This window comes from Streptomyces sp. NPDC127098, from assembly GCF_042722465.1.
Classification (GTDB): domain Bacteria; phylum Actinomycetota; class Actinomycetes; order Streptomycetales; family Streptomycetaceae; genus Streptomyces; species Streptomyces millisiae.
This window is the reverse complement of the sequence record NZ_JBHXFJ010000073.1, coordinates 1-11,169: the sequence shown is the minus strand read 5'-3', so window position 1 is coordinate 11,169 and position 11,169 is coordinate 1. Positions and strand designations below refer to the sequence as shown.

At 71.1% G+C, this 11,169-nt stretch carries 10 protein-coding genes; 6 read left to right on the top strand and 4 right to left on the bottom strand.

Annotated features, from left to right (window positions below):
• Positions 1-78 precede the first annotated feature (78 nt).
• The 3 genes from ACFWI8_RS31265 to ACFWI8_RS31255 are packed head-to-tail and all read left to right on the top strand — an operon-like array spanning position 79 to position 3,010.
• Complete coding sequence (locus ACFWI8_RS31265; protein WP_387098459.1) at positions 79-342, top strand: hypothetical protein; 264 nt, start codon at positions 79-81, stop codon at positions 340-342.
• A 12-nt stretch (positions 343-354) separates the two neighbouring features.
• Positions 355-1,644 (top strand): activator-dependent family glycosyltransferase, encoded by a 1,290-nt coding sequence (locus ACFWI8_RS31260; RefSeq protein WP_387098457.1) that lies wholly within the window; start codon positions 355-357, stop codon positions 1,642-1,644.
• 46 nt (positions 1,645-1,690) lie between these two features.
• Positions 1,691-3,010: an activator-dependent family glycosyltransferase gene (locus tag ACFWI8_RS31255; protein ID WP_387098455.1), complete on the top strand. Its 1,320-nt coding sequence runs from the start codon at positions 1,691-1,693 to the stop codon at positions 3,008-3,010.
• Here the strand turns inward: ACFWI8_RS31255 and ACFWI8_RS31250 are convergent.
• On the bottom strand, positions 2,998-3,771 hold the full coding sequence (locus ACFWI8_RS31250; RefSeq protein WP_387098453.1) for a TetR/AcrR family transcriptional regulator: 774 nt from the start codon (positions 3,769-3,771) through the stop codon (positions 2,998-3,000). The two genes, ACFWI8_RS31255 and ACFWI8_RS31250, sit on opposite strands and share 13 nt — an antisense overlap.
• A 92-nt stretch (positions 3,772-3,863) precedes the next feature.
• On the opposite strand from ACFWI8_RS31250, the gene ACFWI8_RS31245 reads away from it, so the two are divergent.
• The 3 genes from ACFWI8_RS31245 to ACFWI8_RS31235 are packed head-to-tail and all read left to right on the top strand — an operon-like array spanning position 3,864 to position 7,029.
• Positions 3,864-4,847, top strand: a complete 984-nt coding sequence (locus ACFWI8_RS31245; RefSeq protein ID WP_387098451.1) for an ATP-binding cassette domain-containing protein — start codon at positions 3,864-3,866, stop codon at positions 4,845-4,847.
• 5 nt (positions 4,848-4,852) lie between these two features.
• Positions 4,853-5,656, top strand: a complete 804-nt coding sequence (locus ACFWI8_RS31240; RefSeq protein WP_387098449.1) for an ABC transporter permease — start codon at positions 4,853-4,855, stop codon at positions 5,654-5,656.
• A 20-nt stretch (positions 5,657-5,676) separates the two neighbouring features.
• Positions 5,677-7,029, top strand: a complete 1,353-nt coding sequence (locus ACFWI8_RS31235; protein WP_387098447.1) for a carotenoid oxygenase family protein — start codon at positions 5,677-5,679, stop codon at positions 7,027-7,029.
• A 17-nt stretch (positions 7,030-7,046) separates the two neighbouring features.
• Here ACFWI8_RS31235 and ACFWI8_RS31230 read toward each other — a convergent pair whose 3' ends face one another.
• Genes ACFWI8_RS31230 through ACFWI8_RS31220 form a run of 3 tightly spaced genes read right to left on the bottom strand, consistent with a single transcriptional unit; the run spans position 7,047 to position 10,983 of the window.
• A complete protein-coding gene (locus ACFWI8_RS31230) occupies positions 7,047-8,243 on the bottom strand; it encodes a class I SAM-dependent methyltransferase (RefSeq protein ID WP_387098445.1) in 1,197 nt (398 codons plus the stop codon).
• A 30-nt stretch (positions 8,244-8,273) separates the two neighbouring features.
• The gene (locus tag ACFWI8_RS31225; protein WP_387098443.1) at positions 8,274-9,740 is read right to left on the bottom strand and encodes an NDP-hexose 2,3-dehydratase family protein; all 1,467 of its coding nucleotides are present in this window, start codon (positions 9,738-9,740) and stop codon (positions 8,274-8,276) included.
• A 28-nt stretch (positions 9,741-9,768) separates the two neighbouring features.
• The gene (locus ACFWI8_RS31220; protein WP_387098441.1) at positions 9,769-10,983 is read right to left on the bottom strand and encodes a methyltransferase domain-containing protein; all 1,215 of its coding nucleotides are present in this window, start codon (positions 10,981-10,983) and stop codon (positions 9,769-9,771) included.
• Positions 10,984-11,169 lie beyond the last annotated feature (186 nt).

Genomic DNA, 11,169 nt, shown 5'->3' with positions numbered 1-11,169 from the left:
CCCTAACTCGGCGGCCGCGTCATTTGTGTATAAGCGCCCGGGCACCCCCTTTCGCTTGTCGGGGGCGCCGTAATCGCCGTGGCCGGCTTCCTGGCGGGCGGGTTCGGCGCACGCCGGCGCGCGCCGAACCGGCCGGAACAGGTGGAGCCGCTCTGCACCTGCGGACACGGGCTCGCCTACCACGACCGCGAGAGCCAGGACTGCCACGGCCTGGTCAAGACCGCGGTGAAGTTCGACAAGGTGTACGGCGCGGTGGGATACGAGATGCGGCCCTGCACCTGCCGCAGATACGTCGGGCCGATGCCGCTGGAGACGTTCTACGCCCCCGAGATCACGGACTGAGCCCAGGACTCCATGCGCGTACTCCTCACGGTCTTCGCGGCCAAGACACATCTGTTCAACCTGGTGCCGTTGGCCTGGGCCCTGCGCTCGGCCGGCCACGACGTCCGGGTCGCCAGCCAGCCGGACCTGATGGACGCCGTGACCCGCGCCGGCCTCACCGGAGTGCCGGTCGGCGACGAGCTGCGGATGGGAGGAGGCGCTGGAGGCGGCTCGGCAGGGCCGACCGCGCAGACCTTCCAGGGCGTGAGCGGCGACCTGGTCTGGGCCGACGAGCGCGACGCGGACTGGGAGCGGCTGCTCGGCGCGTTCACCGTCGGCTGCTCCGTGCAGTACGAGTACTTCGCGGGTGGCGCGATGCTGGACGAACTCGTGGAGCTCGCCCGGGACTGGCGGCCCGACCTGGTGGTCTGGGACGCCCTGACCTTCGCCGGCGCGATCGCGGCCCGGGCCTGCGGGGCGGCCCACGCCAGGATGCTGTTCGGCCTCGACTACGTGTCGCGTGGCTACCTGCGCTACCGGGAGCTGCTGCGCCGGCAGCCGCCCGAGCTGTGGGACGACCCGGTGTCGGACTGGCTGCGCGGCCGTCTCGACCGCTACGGCCTGGGCTTCGCGGAGCCCGACGCGCTGGAGCTGATGACGGGGCAGTGGTCGATCGACCCGACGCCGCCCGGGATGCAGTTCCCGCTCGGCCTGCGGTACGTGCCGGTGCGCCAGGTCCCCTACAACGGCCCGGCCGCGGTGCCCGACTGGATCCATGAGCCGCGGACCCGACCGCGGGTCGCCCTCTCGCTCGGCATGTCGGGCCGCGACCTGATGGGCGGCGACACGATTCCGGTGGAGTGGCTGCTCGCCGGTCTCGCGGACCTGGACGTCGAACTCGTGGCGACCCTGAGCGCGGCGCAGCTGGCCTCGGTGTCCGCGCTCCCCGACCGGGTGCGCGCCGTGGAGTTCGTCCCGTTGAACGACCTGCTCCCCACCTGCGCCGCCGTCGTGCACCACGGCGGCTTCGGCACGGTCGTGAACGTCCTGACGCACGGGGTGCCGAACCTGACCGTGCCCGCTCCCTGGTGGGACGAGGCCGACCTCGGTCGGGGCATCGCGGAACGTGGCGCGGGCCTCGTCGTCGAGCCCGCCGCGCTCGGTCCCGACTCCCTCAGAGACGGGCTCGCGAGACTGCTGAACGAACCGGCCTTCGCCGAGGGGGCCGCCCGGGTGCGCGAGGAGCTGCTCGCCGTGCCCAGCCCCCATGACCTTGTACCCGCCATCGAGGCGCTGACCGCCGAGCACGGGTCCTGGCGATGAGCCGGCCCCGCCGCGGGCGCTCCGGTGCCGCCCAACGGAGACCCGGATGCGCGTCCTGTTCACCGTCTTCGCCGCCAAGCCCCACTTCTACAACCTGGTGCCGATGGCCTGGGCCTTCCGGGCCGCGGGGCACGAGGTGCGGGTCGCCAGCCAGCCGGACCTGATGGACGCCGTGACCCGCGCCGGCCTCGTCGGGGTGCCGGTCGGCGACGAGTTGAACCTGTCGAACTCCTTCGCCGACCGAGGCCCGGGCGGTGGGGCGGGGGGCGGCGCGACCTGGCAGCGGCTGAGCGGGGTCACCGAGACCCGTGCGGAGAAGCTCACCTGGGACTACGTCCTGGGCACCTTCACCATCGGCTGTTCCATGGAGTACGAGCACATGGCCGGCCAGCCGATGCTCGACGACCTGGTGGACTTCGCCCGGAGCTGGCGTCCCGACCTGGTGGTCTGGGACGCGCTCACGCTGGTGGGCCCGGTCGCGGCGCGGGCCTGCGGGGCGGCTCACGCCAGGATGCTGTTCGGCCTCGACTACACCTCCCGGATGTGGGCCACCTATCGGAGGCTGCTGGCCGAGCAGCCGCCCGAGCGGCGCGACGATCCGGTGGCGGACTGGCTCGCCGGGCGGCTTTCGCGGTACGGCCTGGTCCACGAGTCGGGGCGGGCGACCGAGATGATGACCGGGCAGTGGACCATCGACCCGACCCCGTCATGGATGCAGCTCCCCCTCGACGTGCCCAGGACGCCGGTGCGCTACGTGCCGTACAACGGTCCCACCACGGTGCCGGACTGGCCGCTGGAGAAGCCCTCCCGGCTGCGGGTCTGCCTGTCGCTCGGCATGTCGGGGCGTGAGCTGCTGGGCGGGGACAAGGTGTCCGTGACGGGGGGCACGGCGGCCGAGGTGTCCCTCCACGAACTGCTCGTCACCCTGGCCGGGCTCGACATCGAGCTCGTCGCGACCCTGAGCGCGGACCGGCTCGCCGCGCTGCCCGAGCTGCCGGAGAACGTGCGTGCCGTGGAGTTCGTCCCGTTGAACGAGCTGCTGCCGAGCTGCGCGGCGATCATCCACCACGGCGGGTTCGGCACGGTCGGCAACGTCCTGGCGCACGGGGTGCCGAACCTGACCGTGCCCGCGCCCTGGTGGGACGAGGCCGACCTGGGGAGGCGCATCGCGGCGCGCGGCGCCGGGCTGTTCCTCGATCCGGACGAGGTGACCGCCGAGGCCCTGCGGGACGGTCTGCGGCGGCTCGTCGAGGAGCCGTCCTTCCGCTCCGAGGCCCGGCGGGTCAGGGACGAGCTGCTGGCCACCCCGAGCCCCGGCGAGGTGGTGCGGGAGGCCGAGGCGCTGATCCGGCGTCACCGGTGCTGATCCGCACGCTCCTCGAGGTAGCCCTCGATGCCGTCGAGCAGCCGGCGCAGCGCGAAGGTGAAGCCGCGGGTGTCGCTGTCGGGGGCGTCGCCGGGCTGGAAGGCGCCGGTGGCGACGATGGCGGAGAGCGTCGGGAAGCGTTCGGAGTCCAGCACGCGCTCCAGGGTCTGGACGTACTCCGAGTTCATGTCCTGCTGGTCGACCCCGATGGCGGCGGCGGCGTGCGCGACGTCGGAGGTCAGCCGGGCGAGGCCGGTGACGGCGCCGTTGAGGAAGAGGCTGACGGAGAGCATCTCGTTGTGGCTCAGGCCGGTGTCCCGCAGCGAACGGAGCGCCGCCTCGAGCCAGGCGAGCTGGTTGGGGCCGACGGGCGGGCCGCTCACCTGGACCTGGAGCATCCAGGGGTGCTGCTGGTAGCGGTCCCACAGGGCCGCCATCCACAGCTCGACGCGCTCCCGCCAGCCGGCCGCCTCCGGCAGGTCGGGCGGCGAGCCGGCGGCGGTGTCCATCATCACGTCGATGAGCTGGCTCTTGCCCGGGAAGTAGCGGTAGATCGACATGGTCGTGAAGTCGAGCATGCCGGCCACGCGCTGCATCGACAGGGCGTCCAGGCCCTCGGCGTCGGCGAGCTCTATCGCGGCGCCCACGATCCGCTCGGCGCTCAGGCCGGGCCTGGCGCTCCGCTGCGGTTTGGTGCGATCGCCCCACAGGAGATCGAGGCTGCTGCCTGACTTCTCGTTGGAACCGCGTGTGGTCGCCATAGCTCCGCCTGTTCGTTGACGTCTTCCGGGCACCGTGTGTATCTTATACACACGCAGTGTGCGACATATACTCAGTTGTTGTCCGGCGAGGCTTGGAGGCGCACGTGGACGATAGTCATGCCATTGAGGTCGAGGATCTTCGTAAGGTCTACGGGGATGTGAAGGTGCTCAATGGTATCGATCTCACGGTGGAGCGCGGCAGCATGGTCGCGCTCCTCGGTCCGAACGGCGCGGGCAAGACCACGCTGGTGAGAATCCTGACCACGCTCATCCCCGCCACTTCGGGGACGGCCCGGGTGCACGGCCACGACGTGGCCCGGCAGGCGGACGACGTGCGCCGGTCCATCGGCCTCGTCAACCAGTTCATGGCGCTGGACTACGTGCACACCGGCCGCGAGAACCTGGTGATGCTCGGGCGGTTGCAGCGCCTCGGCACCGCGGGGGCCCGCAGCCGCGCCGACGAACTGCTGGAGCGGTTCGAGCTGACGGAGGCCGCCGACCGGCCCGTGAGCACGTACTCCGGCGGCATGCGGCGCCGGCTCGACCTGGCCATCAGTCTGATCACCGCGCCACCGGTGCTCTTCCTCGACGAGCCGACCGTCGGCCTCGACCCGCGCAGTCGCATCGGTATGTGGGACGCCATCAAGAGCCTGGTGGCGAGCGGGTCGACCGTCTTCCTCACCACCCAGTACCTGGAGGAGGCGGACCAGCTCGCCGACCGGGTGGCGGTGCTCGACCAGGGCCGGATCATCGCCCAGGGCACCCCGGAGGAGCTCAAGTCCCGGGTCGGCAGCGAGCGCATGGAAATCGCGTTTCCGACCCCGGAGGACTTCTCGGCCGCGCGCGGCTTCGTCGGCGAGGAGCGGGTCGGCTGGAACGCCGACGAGATGAAGGCCAGCATCGCGGTGGACGATGTCGCGTACCTGGTCGGGAAACTCGGCGAAATCGAGCGGAGCGGGGCCAGAATGGGCTCGCTCGCCCTGGTGAAACCCTCCCTGGACGACGTGTTCATGGAACTCACCGAGAATGCCAGGGGCCGCGCGGAGCGCGCGTCGGAAAGGGCGGGACAGAAGTGACGGTCATGTCTCAGGGCGCGGCGCACGCTCCCCGGCCAGGAGGGTCCAAACTCTCCTGGGCGATCAACGACGCCCGGGTGCTGACCGGGCGCTACGTCAACCACATCCTGCGCCAGCCGGACGAGATCGTCACCTCGGTGATGATCCCCACCGTGATGCTGCTGCTGTTCCGCTACATGCTGGGCGGGGCGGTCGACGTGGGTTCGGGCAGCTACGTGAACTTCCTGATGCCGGGAGTCCTCACCATCGGCGTCACCCTCATCGCGGTGTCCACCACGACCGGGGTCTTCCTGGACATGCAGGAGGGCTTCGTCGACCGGTTCCGGTCCATGTCGGTGCTGTCCGTGGCGGTCATCATCGGCCATGTCGTGGCCGCCGTACTCCGTGCCGTCATCGGTCTCACCGTGCTGATCGGCATCGGGTTCCTGGTCGGGTTCCGGCCGTCGGCGAACCCGCTCCAGTGGCTGGGCGCCGTGCTGGTCCTGCTGCTGTTCGCCACCGCCGTCGCCTGGATCTCGGCCCTGCTGGGACAGGTCGCCAAGAGCACCGCCGGCGCCAGCGGCCTGGCGCTGATCATCACGTTCCTGCCGTACGCGAGCAACCTGTTCGCGCCGACCGAGACGATCGCGCCCGGGCTCCGCGCCTTCGTGGCACACCAGCCGGTCACCCACGTCATCGACAGCCTGCGCGCGCTCTTCCTCGACCAGCCCCTGGGGAACTCGCTGTGGCTCGCGCTGCTGTGGTGGGGTGGCATCACCCTGGTGGCCGTTCCGCTCTCCGCCCGGCTCTTCCGCCGGCGCTTCGCCTGAGCCGGGGGAGAGGAGACACCGTGCGCCCGGACCCCGCGCTCGCCCCGGTGACGGAGGAGGTCACCGCCTTCGACCTCCCCGTGACCGGGCGGCTGCCCGCCGAACTCCGCGGCCGCTACCTCCGGATCGGCCCCAACGCGCTCGGCGTCGAGGACGCCGCGGCGCACCACTGGATGCGGAGCGAGGGGATGGTGCACGGGGTCAGGCTGCGGGACGGCCGGGCCGAGTGGTACCGCAACCGCTGGGTCCGCTCGGACGAGGTCCGCAGACGTCTCGGGGAGCCGGAGCTCGGCGTCAGGCCCAGGGTGGGCGCGGACTTCTCCTGCAACACGCACGTGATCGGGCACGGCGGCCGCGTCCTCACGCTCACCGAGGGTGGCGCGGCGCCGCAGGAGCTCTCCTACGAGCTGGACAGCATCGGCCCCTGCTCGCTCGGCGCGTCCGGGCCGGGTTTCACGATCCCGGCCCACACCAAGCGCGATCCGCGCACCGGGGAACTGCACGGCGTCTCGTACGTGGTGGGCCTCGACCACGTCCGGCACACCGTGCTGGACGCGGCCGGTGAGCTGACGCACGTCCAGGACGTCGAGATGGGCGGCAGCGTCATGGTCCACGACCTGGCGCTGACCGAGCGGTACGTCGTCGTCTACGACTCGCCGATCACCTTCCGCCCGGAGGCCCAGCGGGCGGGCGCCGCCGTCCCGTTCGCCTGGGACGGCCGGCGGCCCACCCGGGTCGGCCTGCTGCCGCGGGCCGGCGGGAGCGTCCGGTGGTTCGAGGTGAGCCCCTGCTTCGCCTCCCACACGCTGAACGCCTACGACGACGGGCCGCGCGTCGTCGTCGAACTCGTCACCTTCCCGGAGCGCTTCGACATCGGGAGGCTGACCGCCGACCGTTACGGCGCCCTGGTCCGCTGGACCATCGACCCGGCGGCGGGCACGGTGCGCGAGGAGGGGCTCGACGACCACCCGCAGGACTTCCCCCGGGTGAGCGACTCCTTCGTCTCCCGGCGCCACCGCTATGGCTACCTGGCCGCCACCGCGGCCATGTTCCGCACCTATGTGCCGCTCGACGGGCCGGTGCCGGACGGCGCGTTCGACAACGCGCTGATCAAGCACGACCTGGTGCGGGGCTCCCGCGAGATCCACCGCTTCGCGCCGGACGCCGCCGTGGGGGAGGCCGTCTTCGTGCCGGCCGGGTCCGCCACCGCGGAGGACGACGGGTACGTCATGGCGTACGTCCACGACCCGGACCGCGGCGCCGCCGACCTCGTGGTGCTGGCCGCCCAGGACTTCACCGCGAAACCGCTCGCCCGCGTCCACCTGCCGCGCCGGATCCCCCTCGGGCTGCACGGCAGTTGGCTGCCCGACTGAGCGGGCCGACCGCCCCGTCAGACGATGTGGACGTCCGGCACGTAGAGGATCCAGCGACCGCCGGCCTCCCGGAACGCCCGCTCCTTCGCCATGATCTCCTCGGCGTGGTTCCAGGCGAACAGCACCGCGTAGTCGGGGTAGGGCGCGGAGAACGCCGCGGGCGGGACCACCGGGATCCCGGCCCCCGGCGTCAGCCGGCCCTGCTTCGACGGGGTCGAGTCGCACACCACGGGCACCAGCTCTGGGCCTATCCCGCAGTAGTTGAGCACCGTCGAACTCTTCGCCGTCGCCCCGTAGCCGACGAGGCGGTGCCCCTTCTCGGTCAGCCGGCCGAGCAGCTTCACCAGGTCGGTCCTGATGGTCCCGACGGTGGCGGCGAACCCGTCCAGGGTCTCGGGCGCCGTCAGCCGCCTGGCCTCCTCCTCCGCGAGGAGCCCCGCCACCGCGGCCGTCGGCGGGCGCCGGCCGGCGCGGGCGAGGGTGTAGCGGATCTGACCGCCGTGCACCGGCAGTCGCTCGACGTCCACCAGGTCGAAGCCGGAGCGCCGCGCCATGGCGAGGACCGAGCGGGCCGTGAAGTAGTAGAAGTGCTCGTCGTAGATCTGGTCGAAGCTGGTCCGCTCGATGATCTCGCCGAGGTAGGGGTCCTCGAAGACCAGTACCCCGTCCGGCGCCAGCAGGGCCTCGGCGCCCTGGAGGACGGCGGCGATGTCCGCGACGTCGCACAGGGTGTTGGCGGCGTAGACCACGTCCGCCGGCCCTTCGGCCGCCCGCACCTCGCGCGCCGACGCGGCGTCGAAGAAGGCCCGGTGGACCCGGCCCGCGGCCTCTCCCGACGGCTCGAACGCCAACTGCCGCACGCCGGCCGCCGCCACGGTGTCGAGCACCGCTCCGTCGTTGCAGCCGATCTCGACGAAGAGCGGGTCGTCGCCGGACAGTTCGGTGGACAGGAGGCGGCGCGCCGTCCGCTCGAAGTGCTCCCGCATCACGACCGACCCCGACGAGTGGTAGGGGTAGCCCTGGTGGGCCCTGCGGGCCTGGGGGACCTCCTCGAGCAGCTGGACCATCGTGCAGGACTCGCAGACCCCCACGGCGAGGCGGAACCGGAACTCCTCCGCCGTCTCGCCGGGGGAGCGGAACGCCGAGGACAGCGGTTGCCGTCCGAAGTCGAGGAACTCACGAACCGCTGCACTGCATACCCGACAACGCGACATGGGAGCGGACCCTTCCTGGGCGTGGTGGACTCAGGCGGCGGACGGCTGCCCGGACAGACTGTGCAGGCAGGCGACCAGGCTGCGGGCCTGGATGTTGACGTAGTGGCTGTGCCGCAGCAGATCGACCAACTGGTGGACGGTCATCCAGCGGAAGTCGGGATGGCCGGGCTCGGTCTCCTGGTCCGTCTCCACGATCATGTACCGGTTCCGCGCGTGGAAGAAGCGCCCGCCCTCCTCGGAGAGGACGACGTCGTAACGGATGTGCTCCGGCGGCGCGTTCAGCACCTCGTCCAGGAACATCGGCCGGGCCTCCGTGGGCAGGTGGTCGAAGTTCACCGGGGTGCACTGCACGGTGGGGGAGAGCTCGGCCACGTCCAGGTAGCCGGGCTCGACCAGGGCGTGCACGAGCGCGTGCAGCACCCCGTCGATCCGCTTCACCAGGAAGGCGACCACGCCGGTGTCGCACGGTTTGATCATCGGCTGGGACCAGTGCTTGACCTCGCGTCCGCCGGCCACGACGTCCACGGCGACGAGGTCGAAGAAGCGCCCGGTCTCGTGGGTGACGGCGTACTCGGTGCGGTGCCAGCGGTCGAGGCGGTTGAGCGGCAGCCGCGCGGTGGTCACCTCGGAACGGCTCCGCACCTCGGTGATCCACTTCAGGATGTCGTCGACCGTGTGGCGGCTGCCACCGGCCCCGCCGCAGGAGCGGGCCAGCGCGGGGTGGAACCCCTCGTCGCCGGCCGCCAGCGGCGTCAGGGGGGCGGCGCCCGAGAAGGGCAGGCAGGACAGCACCGTGCGGGCGTCCATGTTCACCAGGTCGTCCTCACCCAGCAGTTGGTGCACCTGGCCCAACGTGAGCCAGCGGAAACCGTCGAGCAGCTCGACGTCCTCGTCCACCCACACGACCATGTTCCGGTTGCGCTTGCGGTAGAACCACGACCCCTGCTCCGACTGGCGCACGTCCGTGATCAGCCGGCCCCGGCCCTGCCCGAGGAAGTACTCCAGATAGGGCACGGCCCGGCCCCGGTGCACCCGGGTGTAGTTGCTGCGGGTCGCCTGCACCGTGGGCGAGAGCTGGAACCCGTTGACGTTGCCCGGCTCCACCTTCGCCTGCATCAGGCAGTGGAGCACACCGTCGAACTCCTTGACGAGGATCCCCAGGATGCCGATCTCCGACTGGTTGATGATCGGCTGGTTCCAGTGCGGCACCGGGTTGTCCGGGATGTGCACGTCGAGTCCCTCGACCCGGAAGAAGCGGCCGCTGTCGTGGACGAGGTCGCCGGTCACCGGGTCGCTGTGCCAGCCGACGAGGTCGTCCAGCGGGATGGGCCGCACCTCGCAGGGCGACCGGCGGGCGACGTCGCCGAACCACCGGTGGAACTCGTCCAGGCCGGTGAGCGTGCTGTCCCGCGCGTACACGGACTCCGCGATCTTCGTCGCGATGAAGGGGCTCCCGGCGGCCGGTTGGCCGACGGGGGGAGCCGATAGGTCCGTCATGGAATGCTCCTCGCTCGGCGTCGCCTCGTCAGACGATGTGGACGTCCGGCACGTAGAGGATCCAGCGGCCGTCGGCCTCCCGGAACGCCTGCTCCTTCGCCATGATCTCCTCGGCGTGGTTCCAGGCGAACAGCACCGCGTAGTCGGGGTAGGGGTCGGAGAACGCCTCGGGCGGGAGGATCGGGATGCGGGACCCGGGGGTCAGCCGGCCCTGCTTCTCCGGCGTCGAGTCGCAGATGAACGGGATCAGCTCGGGGCCTATCCCGCAGTAGTTGGTGACCGTGGCGCTCTTGGACGTGGCCCCGTAGCCGACGACGCTCCGGCCCTCGGCGCGCAGCGAGGTGAGCAGGTCGACCAGCGCCCGGGAGTTGGTCTCGACGCGGGCGCCGAACTCCTCGTAGACCGACAGCTCGGTGAGCCCCTTCTCCTCCACGGCCAGCCAGTCACCCACCGCGTCGGTGGGGACACGCTCGCCCGCCCGCGCCGTCGTGTACCGCATGGCGCCGCCGTGCACCGGCAGGTGCTCGACGTCGACCAGGTCGAAGCCGAAGCGCCGCGCCATGTTCCGCACCGAGCGGACCCCGAACAGGTAGAAGTGCTCGTCGTAGACCTGGTCGAAGTAGGTGTTCTCGATGATGTCGCCGACGTAGCGGTCCTCGAACACGAAGACGCCGCCCGGGGCCAGCAGGGCGTCGGCGCCGGCGAAGATCGAGTCGATGTACCCGATGTGGCTGATGGTGTTGGCGGAGAAGATCAGCTGGGCCGGCCCCTCGGCCGCCCGGATCCCGACCCCGGTCGCCTCCTCGAAGAAGCCGTCGCGTACCCGACAGCCGTGCGCCCTGGCCACCTCGACGGCGCCCTCGGCGGGGTCGACCCCGAGATGCCGCACCCCGGCCCGGCTGATGGCACCGAGCAGGATCCCGTCGTTGCAGCCGATCTCGACGTAGAACGGGTCGTCGCCAGCGAGTTCGGTGGCCAGGAAACGGTCCGCGGTCGCGGCGAAGTGCTCCCGCATCACAGCCGATCCCGACGAGCGGTAAGGGTAGTCCGCGGGAAACATGCGGTCCCGGGACACTTCCTTCAGCTGCTGGACCATGGCGCATCCCGTGCAGTAGCCGACGGCGAGTTGGTAGAAGAACTCCGTCTGACCACCGCTGGGGTCGATGAAAGCGTCGGAAACCGGCTGTCGTCCGAAGTCGAAGAATTCTCGGACGTTGCCGCCGCAGATACGGCAATTCGTCATGGTCGGCAGCGTACTGACGACCCGTACGGTGGCCAACCCCTATTCGCCGGCGAGGAATAAGGGAGGTGCGGTCGCCGGAATAGGGAAGAGGAACGGCTGCGGCGCCCATGGGCGCCGCAGCCGGTGCTCGGGGGGGTGGGAAATAGGAGAAGAGGGTTGTTAGTGACGCACGCCGAGCCCAGAACA

Excerpts from the sequence above, each read along its gene's own strand:
- ACFWI8_RS31225 (WP_387098443.1), bottom strand. The coding sequence starts at position 9,740 with ATGACGGACCTATCGGCTCCCCCCGTCGGCCAACCGGCCGCCGGGAGC.
- ACFWI8_RS31240 (WP_387098449.1), top strand. The coding sequence starts at position 4,853 with ATGTCTCAGGGCGCGGCGCACGCTCCCCGGCCAGGAGGGTCCAAACTC.
- ACFWI8_RS31260 (WP_387098457.1), top strand. The coding sequence starts at position 355 with ATGCGCGTACTCCTCACGGTCTTCGCGGCCAAGACACATCTGTTCAAC.
- ACFWI8_RS31255 (WP_387098455.1), top strand. The coding sequence starts at position 1,691 with ATGCGCGTCCTGTTCACCGTCTTCGCCGCCAAGCCCCACTTCTACAAC.
- ACFWI8_RS31230 (WP_387098445.1), bottom strand. The coding sequence starts at position 8,243 with ATGTCGCGTTGTCGGGTATGCAGTGCAGCGGTTCGTGAGTTCCTCGAC.
- ACFWI8_RS31250 (WP_387098453.1), bottom strand. The coding sequence starts at position 3,771 with ATGGCGACCACACGCGGTTCCAACGAGAAGTCAGGCAGCAGCCTCGAT.
- ACFWI8_RS31220 (WP_387098441.1), bottom strand. The coding sequence starts at position 10,983 with ATGACGAATTGCCGTATCTGCGGCGGCAACGTCCGAGAATTCTTCGAC.